This window comes from Romboutsia sp. 1001713B170131_170501_G6 (assembly GCF_015668195.1).
Lineage (GTDB): Bacteria > Bacillota > Clostridia > Peptostreptococcales > Peptostreptococcaceae > Romboutsia_C.
Map to the genome: position 1 here is coordinate 342,384 of NZ_JADPFC010000002.1, position 21,618 is coordinate 364,001.

Below are 21,618 nucleotides of genomic sequence, written 5' to 3' on the forward strand. Positions count from 1 at the left end.
CCTCCTAAATGTTATTTTAACTAATCATTTTATATTATATCAGTCATTTTTTCTGCTTCATTTAGCTTTAAGCTAAGAACTTTAGATATTGCTTTTTCCTGCATAGTAACACCATATATGTAATCTGATGCCTCCATAGTCCCTCTTCTATGTGTAACTGATATAAATTGAGTGTCTTGAGATAACTCTTTTAAAAATTCACCAAATCTAAATATATTAGCATCATCTAATGGAGCTTCTATCTCGTCTAATATACAAAATGGAGTAGGTTTTGCAAGTAATATAGAGAATAATATACTTATAGCTGTAAGTGCCTTTTCCCCACCTGATAATAGATTTAAGTTTTTCATTTTCTTTCCTGGTGGTTGTGCTACTATTTCTATATCACTTTCTAATATGTCCTTTTCATCTAATATTATAAGTTCTCCTCTTCCTCCACCAAATAGTCTTTTATAAACCATTTTAAAGTTATCATTTATTTCATTAAACTTGACTTTAAACTCAGTTTTCATATTACTCTCAAGTTCTTCTATAAGATTTTCTATGGCTTCTATTGATTGTTCTAGATCTTGTTTTTGTTCACTATAGAAATCATATCTTTCTTTAACTTCTTCATATTCTTTTATAGAATCTATATTAACATTACCTAAATTCCTTATTTCTCTTTTTAAAGATTCTAATTTCTTTTTATCGATTTCAAGACTAGAATCTTTTATATTCATAGCATCAGCTACAGTTAATTCGTACTTTTCAAATAAGTTGTTTATATAGTCTTCTTTAGAAACTTTTATCCTATCTATTTTAGATTCTACTTTAAATAAACTTTCTTTTAAATCTATATATTGTCTATCTATGATTTTAAGATTTTTATTGTGTTCTTCTAGTTTTTGCTTTAGGTCTTCTTTTGCTAATTTTCTATTTTCTAGATTTCTGCTACTGTCATTTAATTGTTTATTTAAACTAACTTTTTCTGTTTCTTCTATTACTGTCTCTTCCTTAAGCTTAGATATTTCTATATTTTGATTTTCTATAGATTTTTCTATATTGCCTTTTTTAAGTCTTAGTTCTTCATTTTCATTCTTTATTCTTTTAATATCTGCATATATAGATTCTAAAACTTGCTTATCCTTAACTAATTTTAGATTTAAATTATCATGCTTTTCTCTATCTTTTTCATAGTAATCATTTGATTTTTTTAATTCTAAGCTTAGTTTTTCTATAGTTTCTTTATTTTCTTCATGTTCTTTGTCCATTTTTTCTATTTCAATTTTAACTATATCTAATTTATCTTTAGTATATTTTAAGTTTGAAGTAAGTCCATCTTTTTCATTTTGTAGCTTGTTAATACTTATATTTATATTTTTTATTTCTTCTTCTACTCTATTTAATTTAGAATTTTCTATTATAATATTTTTTTCTAACTCTTTTACTTCTTCTTCTATTTTTAAAATATCATTTTTCTTTGTTGATATATTATTATCTTTTTCTTGTTTTTGTTTAATAAATTCTTTTGTTTCTTTTTTAGCATCTTCAAGCTTTTGGGAATATTCATTTATAAGTCTTTTTCTAGATAATATACTTGTATTATTTTTGAAACTTCCTCCAGTTAATGATCCTCCTGGATTTAATATTTCTCCATCTAAAGTAACAACTTTATATCTATGACCTGTTTCTCTTGCAAACTTTATACCTTCATCTATATTATCTATTATGATAGTCCTTCCCAGTATATTTTCTATTATATTTTTATACTTTTCATCATAAGATAATAAATCACTAGCTATGCCTATAAATTTAGTATTGCTTTTTATAGTACTTGGATTTATCTTATTTGCTTTTATTACATTTAGAGGTAAGAATGTTACTCTACCTAGATTATTTTGCTTTAAATAGTTTATAGCTATCTTGGCACTATTTTCATCACTAGTGATTATATTTTGTAAGTATGCACCAAGTGCAGATTCTATTGCTTTTTCGTATTTTTCATTAGTTGTGATAACTTGCCCTAAAGCTCCATGTATACCTTTTAATGATCTATTTTTTAATACTTCTTTTACACCTTTATTAAATCCTTCATTATGATTTTCCATGTCTATATAAATATTAAGTTTAGAATTATAATTATTTATACTATAATTACCATCTTGTATTTTCTTTTCTAAATTTTTACTAAGATTTATAAGATCTTCTAAAGTATTTTTACTTTCTAACTCTTTTAGTTTTAATTTTTCTAATTCAACATTTTTTTGATTAACCTTTAGTTTAATATCATTTAGTTCTGTAAATTTTTCGTTTAATTTACTTTTTACTTCACCAATCTCTAAATCTATAGATTTATCACGAGAGTTTATATTCTCCATATTGGCATTAAGTGTTGACAATCTATTACTAGATTCTTGTTTTTTATTTAAAAGATTTATTATTCCATCTTTTAAACCTTCTATTTCACTATTTACTTTTTCTATATTTTCTTTCTTACTTAAATTGTTTTTATCTAATAAATCTATGTCTTCAGTTAGAGACTTTATTGTATTCTCTTTCTCTATCTTATTTATCTCTAAATTCTTAATTAAATTTTCATTAGAAGATATTTTATTTCCTATTTCAGTTAACTCATTTTCACTTTTTAATATACTTTCATTTAGATTTTTAATTTTTTCATTTATAAGGTTTAATTGAGCATCTTTCTGAGATATAACACTTTTTATACTATTTATATAATCTAGCGATTTATTTATATTCTCACTTATATCTTCAACTTCTTTAGATGTTTCATTTAAGCTATTTTCTAATTTTACCTTTTGGTTGTTAGTTTCTATAGCTTGTTCTTCTAAGAGCTTACTGTGTTTTAACGCTTCATCTAAATCTTTTTCTAGTAAATCTATTTCTTTTATATAGCTATTTACTTCTATAGTCTTTAATTTTTCATTAAGTTCTATATACTTTTTAGCTTTTTCCTGTTGAGAAAATAGTGGTTTTAGTTGATTTTCTATTTCTATATAGATATCTTCTATTCTCTCTAAATTTTCCTTAGTATTTTTTAAATTCCTCTCAGCTTCTTGTTTTTTATATCTAAACTTTGATATTCCACAAGCCTCATCAAATACTTTTCTTCTATTTACCGGATTATTACTAAGTATTTCATCTACTTTACCTTGTTCTATTATTGAGTATCCATCTTTTCCTATACCTGTGTCTAAAAGTAATTCTTTTATATCTTTAAGTCTACAAGGCTTGTTATTTAAAAAGAATTCACTTTCTCCACTTCTATAAGCTCTTCTTTTTATAGTTATTTCACTAAAATCTATATCTAATTTGTTTTCAGAATTATCTATAGTTAAAGAAACTTCACAGTAATTCATTGCTTTTTTAGTATCAGTTCCTGCAAATATTACATCTTCTAATTTGTCTCCTCTTAGACTTTTTATACTCTGTTCTCCAAGTACCCATCTAACAGCATCAGATATATTACTTTTACCACTTCCGTTTGGTCCTACTATGGCAGTTATACCTTGATTAAATAATATATCTGTTTTAGTTGGAAAGGACTTAAATCCCTTCAATTCTAATCTCTTTAAATACAACTTCGTCTCTCCCTTCAATAATAAAACTAAAGGTTATAAATATTACATAATTTTATATATATATCTTTAAAACTAGTTTTAATTACTTTTTCATCATCTATTACTATTTCTAAGCTATCTAAATCAATATTAGCTTCTTTTGTTTTTAATATTATGTTTAATTTTTCTTTTAAATAATTAGTATTTGTCTTTTTGTTACCTATTATTTTTGATATGTTCTTTTTATTAGTATTTACTACTATTTTACTTGTAACTTTATTTTCTATAACAATACTTTCTAAATAATCTTTTATCATAGACCCTTCTACTAATTCTCTAAAGGCTGGATGATATGGACCATCAACTACAGCTTTTCCTATTTGTATATCGTCAGTAGCTTGAAGTCCAACTCTTATTACATTTATATTATTAACATAAAATAAAGCTAAAAGTTTTTTAACAATATCAACACTTTCTTCTAAAGAAAATGAATTATATTGCTTTCTCTTTAATAAATCTTCTAAACCTGTTTCTTTAACTACTAAAGTAGGATATATCCTTACACAGTATGGGTCAAGTTCTATAAATTTTTTAGCTGTATTTATGCATTTTTCTTCTGTATCTGAAGGTAGACCTACCATCATCTGAAGTCCTAGATTTATACCATTTTCTTTTATTAATTTAGAACTTGTAAATACCTGCTCTGCATTATGACCTCTTATACTATCTCTTAATACATCTTCATCTAAAGACTGCACTCCTAGTTCTATTATACTTACTCTATACTCTTTTAGCATATCTAATATTTCTTGGCTTATACAGTCTGGCCTTGTTGACATCCTTATATCCTGTACTAACCCTTTGTCTACATACTCTTTAGCTACAGATAATAAATTTCTTTGTATATCAACATCTATAGCAGTAAAACTTCCTCCAAAAAAGGCAATTTCCACTACTGCATCTTTATCAATTGTTTCTAGATATTCCTCAACGATATTTCTTACATCATCACTAGTTATATCTGTACTAACTCCTGTTATCTTTTTTTGGTTACAAAATATACAATCATGAGGACATCCTCTGTGAGGAACAAATATAGGTATTATTCTTCTTTTCATATTTCATCATCCTTTATATTGTTACTTTTAGAGCTTTTTTAGCTGCTATTTGCTCTGCTTCTTTTTTGCTTTTTCCTTCTCCAACACCTAAGACCCTTTCATTTATTCCGACTTCCATTATAAATCTTTTATTATGATCAGGTCCTTTTTCATCTACTAGTCTATACCATATATTACTTTCACCTTTTCCTTGTAATACTTCTTGAAGGTGAGTTTTATAATCTCTAAATATTTTACCTTTTCTTGAATCACATATTATTTCTTCCATATATTTTAATATAAATACTCTAGCTGGTTCTAATCCTCCATCTAAGTATATTGCAGCTATTACAGCTTCAAAAGCATCTGCTAATATAGACGCTCTCCCCCTACCACCGGTAGCTTCTTCTCCTTTTCCTAGTAACATATATATTCCTAGGTTTATCTCATTAGCTGCTTCACTTAAAGACTCTTCGCAAACTATGTTTGCTCTTAACTTTGTTAATTCTCCCTCTGGTAGGTTTCTTTCTTTTTTAAATAAATATTCACTTACTACTATACTTAGGACAGAGTCTCCTAAAAACTCAAGCCTTTCATTAAAATCATACTCTTTATTTTCATTTGAGTACGAACTATGAGTTAAAGCTTCTAATATATATTCTTTATTTTTAAATTTATATTCTATTATATTTTCAAACTCATCTATATTCTTTAATATATCTTTTTTTAACTTCATTTTATTACCTCCGAGTTAATTATCTCTAGATTATAGTGTACTATTTTTCAACAAGTATTGCAAAATAAAAAATTCACTCATCTACTTTAATATTTACACTTATTTTTAAATTTATAGTTTCCTTATAATATATTTTAAAAAGAAAAGCCTATGAGATATTCTAATAACTCATAGGCAATCTGATTAATCTAATTAGTTTTCATCTATATCATTGCAACAGTCAATGCACATACAATCCTCATCATCTGCTGATAGTATTATTCCTTGACAGTTTGGACAAACGATATCAACCTCATCATCATATAGAAGTTCTTCATCTACTTCTACTAAGTCTTTACAATTTGGACATTCCATTTCTATGAAGCTAAGGTCTCCCTCTTCATCTTCGTCCATTTCTGAATCACTATATATATCGTCTTCTATATCACATAAGTCTTCATCTATAGATTCAACATATTCAGTTAAATCTGCTTGCTCTTCATCTAATTCAACTATTGCATCCGCAAAGCTATCTAAAACGTCTATTATCTTATGTATTATTTTTCCTTCTTTACTTTCAGAGCTTATGTCCATCCCCTCAGCTAATCCTTTTAGGTATGCAACTTCTTCAAATAGGTACTTCATATGTAACCCTCTCCTTCTTTTGTAAGTATAAAATTAAAAGCCCGTATATCTCTATTATTAAGATATACAAGCTTTTTATACATAAATTATTAAACTCTTGATAAATATTCACCAGTTCTAGTATCTATCTTTATCTTGTCACCTTCATTTATAAATAAAGGAACTTGAACAACAGCTCCAGTTTCAACTGTAGCTGACTTAGTTACGTTACTAGCTGTGTCTCCTTTTATTCCTGGTTCAGTTTCAGTTACTTCTAATTCTGCAAAGTTAGGAGCTTCAACTTGGAAAGCTTGTCCTTGATAGAATCTTATTGTAGCAACTTCATTTTCTTTTAAGAATTTTATAGCTTCTTCAACTTGTACATAATCTAAAGGTACTTGATCAAATGTTTCTTGATCCATGAAGTAATATAATTCTCCATCATTGTATAAGTATTGCATTGGTCTTGTTTCTATATGAGCCTTAGGGAATTTGTCACTTGGGTTGAAAGCTTCTTCTCTTATTGCTCCTGTTTTTAAGTTTCTATATTTAGTTCTTACGAAAGCTGCACCTTTACCTGGTTTAACGTGTTGGAAGTCAACTATTAAACATGGTTGTCCGTCTTTTTCAAATGTTACACCTTTTCTAAAATCACTTGCTGATACCATTTTGGTCCCTCCATAAAAATAAATTTATTATTTTGTGGTGATACTTTTTATTATATATTATAATCAAAAGTTTATTTTTAATCTTAGGCAAATACTTCTATTGTATTTATCTATATATGTATATATTATCACCATACCTTTTTCAATTATATATACTCTTGCAATCTTGTCAAGTTATATTAAAAAAAATTAAGTTTATAACTACTTTTAGCCCTTATTTTTTATAAGTGCATTTATGCCTAATATATAACTATCAAATCCAAAACCTGATATTTGTCCTATACATGCTTTTGCTGTGACACTTTTTTGTCTAAATTCTTCTCTTTTATGAACGTTAGATATGTGAACCTCAACTACATCTAATTGTACAGACATTATCGCATCATAAATAGCATAGCTATAATGAGTAAAAGCCCCAGGATTTATAACGATTCCATCATACAAAGTGTTCGTTTCGTGTATTTTGTCAATTATATCTCCCTCATGATTACTCTGAAAGAAATCTACAACTATATTTTCATCTATAGTCTCACATTCCCTTTTTATATAATCTTTTAAGTCATCTATTGTTCTTTCACCATAAATTCCTTTTTCTCTTTTACCTAACATATTCAAATTTGGACCATTAATTACTAAAAATTTCATAAATACCCCCGACTATACGATTACAAACTTTTCTACTATTAATAATATCACATATTATCTAATATAAACAAGTATTTCGCTTACTACTTCATCTATATTTTTACTATCTACATTTATTTTTATATTAGATGCTTTATTATACTTATCAATTCTTCCTAAAAGTAATGTTTTTATAGTTTCTTCTACATCTTTGCTTTCTTTTAATAAAGGTCTTTTATTTATTTCATTTGATATATTTTTTTTAATCGTACTCACACTTGCATCTAATAAAATTACATTTTGTTCATTTTTTAATATATCTATATTTTCATTCTTACTTACTATACCTCCACCAGTTGAAATTATTATATTATCTTCAGTCGTAAGATCTTTTAGTAATTTCGTTTCTACATTTCTAAAATAGACTTCTCCATCTTCTTTAAATATGTCAGTTATAGACCTTTTTTCTATTTCTTCTATTTTAGTATCCATGTCAACGTATTCCATTTTTAACTCTTTAGCTAGTTTTCTTCCTACTACGCTTTTCCCACTACCCATAAAACCAATTATTACAACTCTCATTTATTATCTCCCTCAAAATTTATTATATTTACAGTAAATTCTTTTTCTAAGTTAGTATTATTTTTTGACAAATCTAGTTTTATATTAACTATTTTACCATCATAGTTTGTTGATATATACATATTATCTATATAATCTCCAACCTCATAACCTCCAATCTCACTATTTCCATACACATCTAATGTCTTTATAAAAATTTTATTTGAATTTTTATTTAAAAATATTTCTTTATCCTTTAATTTATTCTCATTTTCTTTGTACTTGCATTTTATTGATGTTACACTTTTCAATTTATTATTTCCATTGTAATTAATAATATATTTAGAATTTTGTATTACCTCCTTCATATATTTAGCAACTTCATTTCCTTGTTGTTGTAATTCAACACTATCTTCTATTTTTGTTTTTATATTATTTGAAAATATAAGTATATAATAAAGTAAGCTTATTATTATGACTATAGAAGTTATTGATACTACGCTTTCTAAAAGTAAATATCCTTTCTTACGTTTCATACTTACCTTCTTTCAATAAGACTCTTCCGCTAATTGGTACTATTGTTATCTCTTTTTTAATATTTCCTTTATAAACTCTTATAGTTTGACCTCTACGATCTGGAGAACCATCTGTTCTAAATATTATTTTACTTTCCCCATATTCTATCTTCGTTTCATTGGGTAGTGACACTTCTTTTTTTATTTCACCTTGGGATTTTAATATATAAGATTTGTTTTTGTTATTTAAATCATAGTATATGTATGTACTTAGGTCTCCGAGCATATTTACTCTTCTTACATACCTAATATCTGCTGTTAATTGTTTCGTAAATGAGTTGATGTAATATTTATCTAGATTATCATAAAAAAAATATAATGTTGATACTAAAATCATTATACTTATGCATACAACAAGTTCTACCAAGGTCACATTCCTTCTCTTTTCATTTTTAACTCTCCTTGTAATTATATAATTTTACTATATCGGTTTTATCATCTATAGATAAATCCTCATTAAATGGATTTAATATTTTAACTTTTGATTTTAATTTTTTTGTATAACTTCCATCCTTTATTGTTATGAGTATCTCAAAATCTACAGATTTCTCTTCTTTATTTATCGATATCCTTGATGGAATAGATACGATTACATTTTTTATCTTACATTTTGATATATCTTTTATATTATTTATAAAACTTAATCCACTAAAAGAAGTGTAAAAATCATCTTCATCTATAGCATATTCTTTTATTAAATTAACTTCTCTTAGTATATTACTATGTACTACTTCCATAGCACCATAGCTATGTTGTTTTAATGTTTCATCTTTATAATCTAAGTTAAATATACTTAAATTATTATAGGATACCCCTATAGAAGTCATGGCTAATATTATTACAATAGAAAAGATTATTACAGTTGTTACTAGTATAGATCCTTTACTTTTTCGTAACATAAGACATAAGGTTTATACTATCATAATCACTTTGAACCATTACTTCTATTTTATAACAATTATAATAATCTTTTTCTTCTTCTATTGTTGTTTTTATTTTATATCCTTTTTCATTATTTTCATATGCTATTTCTTCATCATTTTCTATATGAAGTTTTGTATATTCTATATTCTTTCTAGCTATCTCAAGCATTTCAAACTTTTTATTGCTACAACTAACTAATCCGTTGCTATTTTGTAAGGTTGTAGCAATAATATACATACTTATACCTATTATAGATATACTAATTATACTTTCAACTAAAATAAATCCTTCTCTTTTTTTACTCAATAGTTACTCCTTTACATTAATCTACTTGATTATAGTAAAGTTCTTTTAGGTATAACTCATCCTCTTTGCTTGGTTTTACTCCTGTCCATATGTAAAACGCCTCTAATCCTTGATTTATAAGCATATCAATTCCATATACTACATCTAAATTGTTTAACTTTGCCCACTTTATAAAAGAAGTATTCTGCGGCTTATATACTATATCACATACTAATAAATCACCTTTTACACGAATACTTTCATCAATAGGACATTCATTACTTTCCATACCAACTGGGGTAGTATTTATTAATATATCAATATCCTCTATATCATTTTTGTCTATAGGATTATTAGAATATGTAGATGTAATTTTAAAATTTTCTCTTATAATCTCACTTATCTCCATAGCTTTTTGAATACTTCTATTTCTTATTTCTATAGATTTTACATTGTTAGATGCTAACTGAACAGCTATACTTCTACTTGACCCTCCAGCACCTATTATCATTATCTTTTTATTATTAAGATCGTACCCTTTATCTATTATAGACTTTACAAACCCAAGTCCATCAGTATTGTAACCTATTAAAAAACCTCCATCATTTTTTATAGTGTTTACAGCACCTATAAGTCTTGCATTTTTGTCTATATCTTCTAAAAATTTCATTACATCTACCTTATGAGGAATAGTTACATTACAGCCTACCATATTTAAAGTTTTAATACTTTTTACAGCTTCTTCTAAATCACTTTCTTTTACATCAAAGCAGCAATATATATTATTTTGATTATATTTTTTGAATAAGTAATTGTGTATACTAGGTGAAAAACTTTGCTTAATTGGATGACCTAAAAGACCTACTAATTTTGTTGTTGAATTTATCATGATATTATCTCCTATCTAACTTTATTGTCATTTAATTATTAAACTATACATTTATATTTAAAAATTACACATTCTTAAGTACTCTGTGTATATAAAGTTTTCTGACTTTTTATTTCTTCTTTCTTTATATTCACATATGCCTAAATCACTTTCTATATTTAAATTGATTTCTATACCATTTAGATTACTTCTATTTACGCTTATATCACCATTATAAAGTTCTATAATATTCTTTGTAACTTTAAATCCTATCTCTATAGCTGATTTATATTTATCATTTATATATTTATAATGATTATACTTATCTTTATTTCTAATACTTATATTAGTTTTGTTACCATCCCTATCCAAATCAACATAAATTGTACTATTTGAACAAGAGTACCTTATAACTATAGATAATAAAGTTAATATAACTCTCTCTATATCGTCATCATCTACCCTTGATACAATCTCTTCCTCACTAGTATCAAATACTATGTTTATGCCATTTTCTAATAAGTACTTATTAAACTCCTCACAAGTTTCTTCTATTAACGTAACTATATTGTAACAATTCACATTAGATTCATGAAACTCAGATTCTAACTTAGCTAAATCAATTACATTATTAATTAAATTCATCAGCATATAAGAATTCTTTTTTATAATGCTTATAGATTTATTTAACTCCTTACTTATTTCTTTTTCTATTTTGTCTTTATATATATACTCTAATAATTGGATTGATGATGATATTACATTTAGAGGTGTCTTTAACTCATGAGACATATTAACAAAAAACTCGGTTTTTATTTTATTGGCAATTTTTTTAGCTTCTATTTCTCTTTCAATATTTTCTATATTTACACTTTCTGTTATATCTCTTACTATTCCGATTTCTTTTATTTCATTATTAATTTCTATTAATTTTTTTCCAATCTCTAAATTTAATTCTTCTCCATTACAAGTTAAAACATCTTTCCTTTTAAAAACTACCTCATCACTGTTTTTATTTGATGATATTAATATATCATTATTTAATAATATATCTTCTTCTTCTAGTCTTACATTATTGACTATTTCTGTAAATGCTACATTTTTATATATTATATTTTTATGTCTATAATCTGCTAAATATATACCTTCTGGTATTATATTGACAAATGTTTTATACTTTTCTTTACTCAGTTTTAATTTTTCAATAGATTCCTTATACTCTGTTATGTCTTTTATAACAACTAAATTTTTATGTGTATCTCCATCTTTAAAACTTGTCCTATCTATATCCATATAATAATTTTTTCCCATAAAAGAATAACATATTTCTCCTGTTATAGATTCTTCTAAAACTATCTTTTTTATTTCTTTTTCATTAAAATCTATACCATTATCTTTGCTATTATATAAAATACTATTATCATCTGTTATTAGTATATTATATGGTATGGTTTCTATTATTTTTTCGTACTTTATATTATTTTCATTGGTCTTTATCTCATTTTGTCTATTGTAGGTTATATCTTTAAAAGAACATATGATACTTTCATTTTCATTAAATTTAACTGGAGTAAATGTAACTTTAAAGAATCTTCCATCTTTACTCTTTATATCACTTTTGATTTCTGTACTATATTTTTTTGATTTTTCTACGCTATTTATAAAGTTTAATTTTTCTTTTATATTATCTCTTAAAAATTCATCTATTGTTAATTTTTCTTTATCCAATTTATATTTATTCCAAACTTTAAAGAAATTATCGTCTTTGCTCAAAATATACCCATGAGAGTCTATTATAAATATACATCTATCTTCTTCTCCCACAATTTCTTTAATTAATTCTTTTTTATGTTCTAAATTCTTTTCTAACTTATCTGTTATATGTTTATTTTGTTTTAGCTTTTTATTGTATAAACTTATATCTTTACTAAATTTTTTGCACATTCTTTTCTTTGTCCATACTCTATCATGTTCAAATATTATATAAAACTTTACTATATATTTAAACATATACAAGCATGTAATTATATCTATAATACTTCTATATAATAATAAACTTTCTTTTTCGAATACTAAACTTAACAAAATACTTGAATATATAAAAGTAACAAGTATAACAGTTATTTTACTAATACTTTTTCTTATTGCTAATTTTATAGTTTCATAAAAAATCTTTGCACTTATAAAACCAGTTACTAAAATATTATATAACCCAATCTTATTGTCTATCAATGTTGTAAATAGTAATATAAAGCTAACAAATATTAAATTACTTATTTTTTTATTAGTATTGTTTTCGCATACCTTTATTAAGATTAATACTTGAGAAATCATATAAAAATTGCTCAAGCTTCCATGTGATATATCATTTACTTTTGAGATAATAGTAAAAACTATCATACTTAAAATAATAATCTCTTTCTTGCTTTTATGTAAAATATATTTAGAATATACTACATATAACATTGCAAGAAGTATTGAAACTGTAAGTATATCAATATATTTATACATCCTCAATCCCCTTTAATTTAATCAACTTAGCTACTACAATTAAAATATATATCTGAAAATTCTATATCAATTTTTTCATTATCACTAACACTTGCTCCCGTATCTATATTTTCACTATTTTTTATATTATCATTTAAAATGATAGTAAATTCACTTCCTACATTTACCTCGCTATTTACTTTAATTTCTCCTCCATGTGCTTTTACTAATTTATTTACTAATGATAAGCCTATACCTGTTCCCTCTGCACCTCTTGTTAGGGTTCTATCTACCTGTTCGAAGTTCTCAAATATAATACCTATTTTATCTTTTGGTATTCCTATTCCAGTATCCTTGACTGATATATATACCAGGTCTCTCTTTTGCCTAAACTTGACTAATATTTCTCCGCCTTTTGCAGTATATTTTATAGAATTTGATATAAGATTTAATATAGCTTTCTCTATTTTTTCCTTGTCTATTATCATGTATTTACTATCTATATTAGATTTAAATTCTATATTTACTCCCTTTTCACTTGTATATATCTTAGATTTATCAACTATATCCTTAAGCAAGCTTACTATATCATACTTCTTATATTCCATATTATAGGTTCCATTTTCAAAATGTCCTATTGCTAAAATATTATCTAATAATCGCATCAACCTATAACAATTTTGCTTTATGAGTTTTGTACATCCATTATCTCCCTTATTATTTTCTTTTTCATAATTGTATATAAGCTTATTAGTTTCAAATATAGTTGTTACAGGTTTTTTTATGTCTTTAGATACATTAGCTAAAAACTCAACGTTAAATCTATACTTATTATTTATTTCACTTAATATTTCTTCCATTTTCTTTATTTTATATTCGTTGTCCAAAGTTCTAAGTATTATCAAATAGCTATTACCAATATCAATTATAGCAATTTCTATCTCTTTAATTTTATTTGAAGGAACTTGAAATCTTTTAAATTTGCCATATTCTAATTGGTTTAGATAGCTTTTAACTATCTTATTTAGGCTTTCAATTCCTATTTCTTTTAATATTTCTATTAATACCTTATTTCTATATATATGGTTATGTCCATTTTTTTCTATTATTGCTATACCTTGTGGGAGTGTTTGCAACAATACCTTATAAGTTTTTTCTCTTTGTTCAATTTCCGAGATAGTATTTTCTATGTTAGTTATATCTATGGCTATAGTTAACAAATTCTTATTGCCTCTTAATATAATACTTGTTGTTATAACTTCTATAACTTTCTTATTTTTTGTATTTATCTTTATGCTTACCTTGTCTTTTTTCCCAGACTGTACCATATTCACCTGCTCTATAAATTTATTTATACTTTTACTTAACACATTTTCTTGTATATTTTGTAAAACTCCCTTAGATTCATCATAATTCTTTATATCAAATAGTTCTATAGCTTTATTATTTATATACTTTATACTGCTTGAATTATGTATTATTATTCCGTCATTTAATATATCTATTAATTTTTTAAATCTTTGTTCACTCTCTTCTAATTTAGTTCTTATTAAGAGGCTTTCTGTTATATCAGTTAGAATACATATATTTCTATATTTATTTTTTAAAATTTCTCTCTTAGATGTAAGTCTATATATTTTTTCATTGTATCCATTTATTATCGTATCCAAATCTTCATTTCCATTTAAATCTTCTGGAAAATCTATAAACTTTGATTTTATTTCTTCTAGCATATCTAAATCACTTAAATTACTTTTATCCTTACATATAAATTCCTCAAATTTTTCATTTCCATAGATACATTCTCCATCTCTATTTAATAAAAAAACTATATTTTGAGATTCTTCTATTGATTTGTTTAATTCTGTATTTACTTCAGATATGCTATCTTTAATTTTTTTCTGACTTTCAAATTCTAGATTTATTTTATCTATTAGAGATTGTGTTATACTTTGCTTATATTTAACCTTTATTTTATAATCTTTAAGCATTTTCATTATATTTTCCATATTACTAATAAGTAGTGCTTGTACAATTGATAAGTTTAGCAAAGTGTATGCTAACATATAAAATTCTTTCTTTACACATAGACTTATTACAATAAATATATATATCCCTCCCATAGTTAATATATATCTATTTTTGACTCTTAGATTAGTTTTTTTGTTAATTATGACACTTATTTTTACTAAATTTAACATAGTAATTCCAAGGTAATAGTTTCCATTTAGTAACATTAAAATTTCTAATAAATATATACATAATATATACATTAAATGTTTATAATTTAATATTTTGTAAAGTACTAATAATATAAAAGGAATAGAAATAGTTATAGATAAACTAATAATTTCAAAAACTTCTTTATAAATATATAAAGATCTCATATTTTCACCATCCCCCATTTTTTCCTTACTCTTACTATAATTTTACCTATTATGCATTTATATTTTTATTTTCAACTTGTGCATTCATAATCCTTCTTCTATCTTCTATATAAGTAATATTAACATATTATAAATAGTTTTTTTGTCAGTTTTTGAACAATTTCACTATAAATTATTTGTTATAAATTATAACTTTATGTAATAAATACTCTAAGTATTACATATATTCTTAAAACAAAAAAAGCCTATATAAGGCTTTTTTCTGATTTTAATTCTTTTCTAAGTTTTTTTAGTGCTCTTTTTTCTATTCTTGATACATAAGATCTAGATATATCAAGTTTTTGAGCGATTTCTCGTTGTGTTTTATATCCACAAGTGGTTAACCCATACCTTAAAAGAACAATTTCTTTTTCTCTTTTAGTCAATATCTTATCTAGCTGTTCATATAACTTGCCTATTTGAACTTTAAGTTCTACTTGGTCTAATATATAATCTATATCAGTTCCCAAAACATCTATAAGACTAATCTCATTGCCTTCTTTGTCCATACCTATAGGATCTTGAAGAGATACTTGAACTTTATTTTTCTTATTTGTTCTTATACTCATAAGTATTTCATTTTCTATACATTTAGATGCATAAGTTGCTAGCCTAGTTCCTTTATCAACGTTATAGGTTTCTATTGCCTTTATAAGTCCTATAGTTCCTATAGAAATAAGGTCATCTTGTTCTTCATTAGCATTATTGTACTTTTTTGCTATATGGGCTACTAATCTCATGTTCCTCTCTATTAAAACTTCCTTTGCATGTTCATCTTTGTCTTTTTTAAATTTAGTTAAATAAGTAACTTCTTCTTCAGGGGTTAATGGTTTTTCAAATGATTTAAAAGTTGTCAACAGGCCACCCCCTCTTTGAGATGCTTCATTTTAAATTATATGAATCTGGCCTGTATAAATTGCTTGTTTTATATAATATTTTATTTATATTTTAAATTTTTGCATATTTCCTTGAAGATTGGTAATGCTGATTTACTTTCTTCTTTAGTTCCTTCTACTATTACTGTTATAGTATATTTTGGCGTATCACTTGGATAAAATCCAGTTATCCATCCATTATTTACTGAAATACCATCTATATTGGTTTGTGCTGTACCTGTTTTAACTCCACATCCTCCTTCTAGATCTTTAAGTGCTTCTCCCGTACCCGATGAAGATACTTTTTTCATCATATCTTTTACTATAGTCAATGTATATGGTGATATTATTTCATCTTCTTTAGATTGATTAAAATTTTTTAAAATATTCTTATTATTATCTACAATACTGTCATATATATATAATGGCTTGTATGTGCCATTATTAGCAATTATTTGTGTCATTTGATTTATTTGTATTGGTGTAAATTCCATACTTCCTTGACCTATTGATAAATTTCTTATAGATATATCTTTTGGTATCACTCTATTTACTTCCTCTTCCAAACCTATATCTACCCTTTCATCTAGGTGAAGTTTTTTAGCATACTCTATTATTTTGTCTTTTCCTAATTTATTTGCGATATTAAAAAATGCAGTATTACATGAATTAGCGAAAGCTTCGGTTAAACTTTGCATACCATGTCCTTCCTTATTATGGCAATTTAATATTTCTTTATTTTTTCCTATTTTTGTATTTCCTGTGCAATTATATGTATAGTTTTCATCTATAATTTTAGTATCAAGAGCTGCATATAAAGTAACTATTTTAAATACAGAACCTGGTGCATAAGTATTTTGTATTACCCTATTCCTAAGTTCACCTTTAGATTTTTCTGTATCACTTATGTACTTACTTATGTCATTTTGATCAAAGTTTGGCCTAGAACTCATAGATAGTATTTCACCACTTTCTACATCTGATATTATAACAGCTGTAGGGTTGGCTTCTTTGTCTACTACTTTTTCAACTATTTTTTGAATATTTTTATCTATTGTTAATTTTATATGCTTATCTTTGTTATCTCTTGTTACTGTTTTTATACTTCCTTTTAGTACATCTAAACCTTCTTTTCTACCCGCTTCACCTGCTTTAAATACAGATATATATTCTTCATTTGATGCCTTAAGCACTTCATCCATACTTCTCTCTATTCCATATTGTCCTATCTTATCTTTTTTGTTTATATATCCTATAGTGTGAGATAAAAGACTATCTTCATCATATCTTATACTTCTTTTAGATACTAAAATATTTTCTTCTAATAATTTTGCTTCCGTTTCTTTACTTATATTATTTACTTGTATTTCAAACATTGATGACTCTGTTTGCTCTTCTATTTCTTTATATATCTCTTTATCACTTAAATCACTTACTTCTTTTACTAAGTTTCTTATGTTAGAATCATTTATAAATTTTTCTTTTTGTACTATTAATACAGTCTCTTTCTTCTTATCCGTTAAAGGTTCATTATTTCTATCATATATTACTCCTCTACCAGTATTTAAATCTATTTTTTCAATACTTTGATTTTCTTGTCTTTGTTTGTATTCATCAGATTTTAATATTTGTATATCTACTAGTCTATATATAAAAAATAAATATACTAATACAAATATTAAAACTGTTGTTTTTCCTCTACCAACTATATTTTTTGGTAAATTATATTTTTTCCTTGACATAAAATCACCCCTTAGATACTTGTCATTTTTGACAATTTCTAAGGGGTTAATACTCTTTATTCTAATTAATCTAATTGTGTTCTTATTTTACTTATAACTATATCTATAGCTACTTCGTTTTGTCCACCTTCTGGCATTATTATATCAGCATACTTCTTGTATGGTTCTATAAATTGGTCATGAGCTGGTTTTACTGTAGTCAGGTACTGATCTATAACAGAATCTACAGTTCTACCTCTTTCTTTTATATCTCTTTGTATTCTTCTAAGTATTCTTATATCATCTTCAGTATCAACATATATTTTTATATCTAATTTATTTCTTAACTCTTCATCTTCAAGTATCATTATACCTTCTACTATTATTATATCCTTTGGAGTTATTGTAACAGTTTCGTCATGTTTTCTAGTATGAAGTTCATAGTCATATATAGGCTTTTCTATGCTTTTTCCGTTACATAATTCTTCTATGTGTTGTATTAAAAGCTTATTATCAAAAGCAAGTGGATGGTCATAATTAGTTTTTAGCCTGTCTTCAAAACTTAAATGTGTTTGGTCTTTATAGTAAGCATCTTGCTCTAATGTAGCTATATTTTCATCTGGTATATTATCCATTATAGCTTTACAAACTGTACTCTTACCAGAACCAGTTCCTCCTGTTATTCCTATTATTAAAGGTCTCTTAGTATTTTTCATGATGTAGTACTCTCCTTACAAAAAAGATTAGCGTTTATTCTTGATCATTTGGATTCTCTAAATAGAATCCAGATGTAAACTCTCTATTATTTAACTTTATTTCTTCGATCCAACTTGGATTAAACTCCCAATTATTTGGGTCTTCATAAAACTTATCTAAAGCAAGTCTATAAGCTTTAACAACTTTAGATATGTAGTTAGCGTCTTTCATCTTACCTTCTATTTTAAGACTATTTATTCCTGACTTTATCATAGCCGGTAAATCTTTTATCATACATAAATCTTTAGAATTAAATAGGAATGTTCCTCTCTCATCTTCATAAACCGGGAAATATTCTCCTGGTCTTTTATCTTCAACTAGACTGTATGTTTTTTTACTTACTTCACTATCTAAATCTTTTCCTTTTATATAGTTGCTTATAAGAGGCCTTCCTGAATAAGATATAGCCATTACTCCATGTACATATGCTTCTAAATCTAATTCTATAGGTGTATTTAGCCTTATCTGACCTATCTCATCACAAGATAATTCTCTTGATAATGTTATTCTTTTTACACCTTGTTCATACCAAAACTTAGCTGTTACGTAATTTGTAACATTAGCTTGTTCTGCTAAATGTATATCTATATTTGGTATAGCTTTTTTGGCTACTTCAAGCATACCAGGCTCCGCTATTATAATGGCATCTATACCTGCGAATTCAAGTTCTTTTAAGTATGTTTCTATATCTGAAAAGTCCTTACTATGAGGAACTATATTAACAGATGCATAAACTTTTTTATTATGTTCATGTGCAAAGTTTATACCTTCTACTAATTCATCTTTTGAAAATTCCTTATCTATAGAGTTAAGACCAAAAGTCTCACTTCCTATATATATAGCATCAGCACCACTTGTTATATTTAACTTTAATTCTTCTAAGCTTCTAGCTGGTGCCAGTAATTCTACATTATGCATTTAAATCACCTCTCTCGCTTTGTTTATAGCTAAGTGCTACTCCATCCGCTATAGGTATTAAAGATGTAGTTAAATAGTCACAATTTGATATATAATCTAAGTAACTTCTCATTCTTTTTACTATAGTCTTTTTACGTCTTATAACGAAACTATCATGTGCAACCATTCCTTGATATAATATATTATCTGATATTAAAAGTCCATCTACTTTTAATTTATCTATAACCATATCATAAAATAATTGATATTGTCCTTTAGCTGCATCTAAAAATATTATGTCAAACTCTCCTTGAACTTCTTTTAATTTTTCTTCTGCATTACCTTCTAGTATCGTTATATTATTTTCAAATCCAGCTAATTTTATATTTTCTTTAGCCTTTTCTATCATTTTTTCATTTCGCTCTACTGTTATTATCTCTACATCTTCACCTAGAGTAGATGCAAATAGTATAGATGAGTATCCTATAGCACAACCAACTTCTAGTATTCTCTTTGGTTTTTTCATTTTTAGTAAAACCTTTAAAAGTTCTGATACTTCTTTGTGTATTATAGGTACATTATTTTCATGCGCATAATCTTCTAGTTCTTTTAAAAGTCCTTCTTTATCTTTTAATGTATTTCTTATGTAATCTTGTACTAATTCATTTACTATATTGCTCATTAAATTCACTCCTTAAATAACAGAAACATTAATATAGGATTACACTTTGAATATCTCAAAGCATAATCCCCATATTTTAAATTTTATTTATTATCTGCACTTGCTTTTTCTTTGCTTAATTTATCCCTTTGTTCTTTATATTCCTTCTCAAACTTAAGATGTTCTTCGTAAGTTTTACTATAGTTATTTCCCCCATCCATAGTAGCTACAAAGTATAAATAATCTGTATCTTTTGGATATAGTACTGCTTCTATAGATTTTATGCTAGGATTAGCTATCGGTGTTGGAGGTAATCCCACATTTTTATAGCTATTATATGGAGAATCTATCTTTAAATCATTATATGTTACTATTTTTTTTCTCTCTGGGAATATATACTGTATAGTTGCATCAGACTGTAGTCTCATACCTATATCTAATCTATTATAAAATACACTTGCTATTATAGGTCTATCTTCATCTCTAACAGCTTCTTTTTCAACAATAGAGCTCAGATTTACTACCTCTTGAAGAGTCATTTTTAACTCTTTTTGTCTTTTTTGTAACTTTTCAGTATACATTTTACCAAATTCAGCTAACATTTTATCTAAAACTTCTTTTTCACTTGTGCCTTCTTCAAAGTAATAAGTCTGAGGATATAAGAAACCTTCTAGTGTAGTTATATCTCCTTCTTTTAAATATGGAAAATCATTATAAAATTCCTTTGGATTTTTGATTAGATTTTCATATATTTCTTTATTACCAAGCTTTTTAGATACTAATATATCAATTACTTCATTAGAAGTTGATCCCTCTGGTATAGTTACTTTTATACCATCTTGATAGGTTTTTCCAGATGATAATATGTCAATTATATCATTATTAGAATAAGTTTGATTAAGCAAATATTTTCCAGACTTTATATTTGGAATTTCATTACTTACTTTTGCTACAATTTTAAATAATGTCTTATTCTTTATTAATTTTTTTTCGTATAATATATCTGTCATTGTGTTTATAGTAGAACCTTTAGGTATTTCTACTAATATATCTTTTTTATTTTTTTTATTGTATGGTCCTATCTGTATGAACACAAAACTCCCTATTAATCCCAATAATACTACCAAGGAAATTAATGCTATCTTAAGTTTATTATTTCTCAAGTACATAGTATTTTCTACTCCTTATATATATTTATATCTTTTATATTATAAATCTAAGAATAAAAATTTTCAATAAAATTGTCGAATAAATTTCTTTTATAGATTTATTGCTTTTTTATATTTGA

At 25.5% G+C, this 21,618-nt stretch carries 20 protein-coding genes; all 20 read right to left on the bottom strand.

Annotation, left to right across the window (positions count from 1 at the left end; all coding sequences use genetic code 11):
* Positions 1–29: 29 nt before the first annotated feature.
* The 20 genes from smc to mltG all read right to left on the bottom strand — a co-directional run bounded on the left by smc (position 30) and on the right by mltG (position 21,499).
* Positions 30–3,584 carry a chromosome segregation protein SMC gene (gene smc, locus I4U89_RS07400; protein ID WP_195939749.1) on the bottom strand — a complete coding sequence of 1,185 codons (3,555 nt, stop codon included), beginning with the start codon at positions 3,582–3,584 and terminating at the stop codon, positions 30–32.
* Between the two features lie 26 nt (positions 3,585–3,610).
* Positions 3,611–4,681, bottom strand: coding sequence for an elongator complex protein 3 (locus I4U89_RS07405; RefSeq protein ID WP_195939750.1), 1,071 nt, complete (start codon positions 4,679–4,681; stop codon positions 3,611–3,613).
* A 13-nt stretch (positions 4,682–4,694) separates the two neighbouring features.
* Entirely contained in the window at positions 4,695–5,396 is a 702-nt protein-coding gene (gene rnc / locus I4U89_RS07410) for a ribonuclease III (protein ID WP_195939751.1), read from the bottom strand.
* Positions 5,397–5,588: 192 nt separating this feature from the next.
* A complete protein-coding gene (locus tag I4U89_RS07415; protein WP_195939752.1) occupies positions 5,589–6,020 on the bottom strand; it encodes a CD1247 N-terminal domain-containing protein in 432 nt (143 codons plus the stop codon).
* 89 nt (positions 6,021–6,109) lie between these two features.
* Positions 6,110–6,667 carry an elongation factor P gene (efp, locus tag I4U89_RS07420; RefSeq protein ID WP_195939753.1) on the bottom strand — a complete coding sequence of 186 codons (558 nt, stop codon included), beginning with the start codon at positions 6,665–6,667 and terminating at the stop codon, positions 6,110–6,112.
* 207 nt (positions 6,668–6,874) lie between these two features.
* On the bottom strand, positions 6,875–7,312 hold the full coding sequence (gene aroQ / locus I4U89_RS07425) for a type II 3-dehydroquinate dehydratase (protein ID WP_195939754.1): 438 nt from the start codon (positions 7,310–7,312) through the stop codon (positions 6,875–6,877).
* 54 nt (positions 7,313–7,366) lie between these two features.
* Positions 7,367–7,873 carry a shikimate kinase gene (locus I4U89_RS07430; RefSeq protein ID WP_195939755.1) on the bottom strand — a complete coding sequence of 169 codons (507 nt, stop codon included), beginning with the start codon at positions 7,871–7,873 and terminating at the stop codon, positions 7,367–7,369.
* Positions 7,870–8,388: a hypothetical protein gene (locus I4U89_RS07435; protein ID WP_195939756.1), complete on the bottom strand. Its 519-nt coding sequence runs from the start codon at positions 8,386–8,388 to the stop codon at positions 7,870–7,872. Before I4U89_RS07435 ends, I4U89_RS07430 begins: the two co-directional genes overlap by 4 nt.
* On the bottom strand, positions 8,378–8,800 hold the full coding sequence (locus I4U89_RS07440) for a pilus assembly FimT family protein (protein ID WP_195939757.1): 423 nt from the start codon (positions 8,798–8,800) through the stop codon (positions 8,378–8,380). The genes I4U89_RS07435 and I4U89_RS07440 overlap by 11 nt, the downstream gene beginning before the upstream one ends.
* A gap of 19 nt (positions 8,801–8,819) precedes the next feature.
* Complete coding sequence (locus I4U89_RS07445; protein ID WP_195939758.1) at positions 8,820–9,326, bottom strand: hypothetical protein; 507 nt, start codon at positions 9,324–9,326, stop codon at positions 8,820–8,822.
* Positions 9,310–9,657: a hypothetical protein gene (locus tag I4U89_RS07450; protein WP_195939759.1), complete on the bottom strand. Its 348-nt coding sequence runs from the start codon at positions 9,655–9,657 to the stop codon at positions 9,310–9,312. The genes I4U89_RS07445 and I4U89_RS07450 overlap by 17 nt, the downstream gene beginning before the upstream one ends.
* Before the next feature lie 16 nt (positions 9,658–9,673).
* Complete coding sequence (gene aroE, locus I4U89_RS07455) at positions 9,674–10,525, bottom strand: shikimate dehydrogenase (protein ID WP_207744144.1); 852 nt, start codon at positions 10,523–10,525, stop codon at positions 9,674–9,676.
* A gap of 57 nt (positions 10,526–10,582) precedes the next feature.
* A complete protein-coding gene (locus I4U89_RS07460; protein WP_195939760.1) occupies positions 10,583–13,015 on the bottom strand; it encodes a sensor histidine kinase in 2,433 nt (810 codons plus the stop codon).
* 26 nt (positions 13,016–13,041) lie between these two features.
* The gene (locus tag I4U89_RS07465; protein ID WP_195939761.1) at positions 13,042–15,381 is read right to left on the bottom strand and encodes a PAS domain-containing sensor histidine kinase; all 2,340 of its coding nucleotides are present in this window, start codon (positions 15,379–15,381) and stop codon (positions 13,042–13,044) included.
* Between the two features lie 245 nt (positions 15,382–15,626).
* Positions 15,627–16,277 carry an RNA polymerase sporulation sigma factor SigK gene (gene sigK, locus I4U89_RS07470; protein WP_195939762.1) on the bottom strand — a complete coding sequence of 217 codons (651 nt, stop codon included), beginning with the start codon at positions 16,275–16,277 and terminating at the stop codon, positions 15,627–15,629.
* An 80-nt stretch (positions 16,278–16,357) separates the two neighbouring features.
* Positions 16,358–18,037, bottom strand: a complete 1,680-nt coding sequence (locus I4U89_RS07475; protein ID WP_195939763.1) for a peptidoglycan D,D-transpeptidase FtsI family protein — start codon at positions 18,035–18,037, stop codon at positions 16,358–16,360.
* A 65-nt stretch (positions 18,038–18,102) separates the two neighbouring features.
* Positions 18,103–18,732, bottom strand: a complete 630-nt coding sequence (udk, locus tag I4U89_RS07480; protein ID WP_195939764.1) for a uridine kinase — start codon at positions 18,730–18,732, stop codon at positions 18,103–18,105.
* Between the two features lie 34 nt (positions 18,733–18,766).
* Positions 18,767–19,690, bottom strand: a complete 924-nt coding sequence (locus tag I4U89_RS07485) for a peptidase U32 family protein (RefSeq protein WP_195939765.1) — start codon at positions 19,688–19,690, stop codon at positions 18,767–18,769.
* Positions 19,683–20,351: an O-methyltransferase gene (locus I4U89_RS07490; protein WP_195939766.1), complete on the bottom strand. Its 669-nt coding sequence runs from the start codon at positions 20,349–20,351 to the stop codon at positions 19,683–19,685. The genes I4U89_RS07485 and I4U89_RS07490 overlap by 8 nt, the downstream gene beginning before the upstream one ends.
* Positions 20,352–20,434: 83 nt before the next feature.
* Positions 20,435–21,499 (bottom strand): endolytic transglycosylase MltG, encoded by a 1,065-nt coding sequence (mltG, locus tag I4U89_RS07495; RefSeq protein WP_195939767.1) that lies wholly within the window; start codon positions 21,497–21,499, stop codon positions 20,435–20,437.
* Positions 21,500–21,618: the final 119 nt, after the last annotated feature.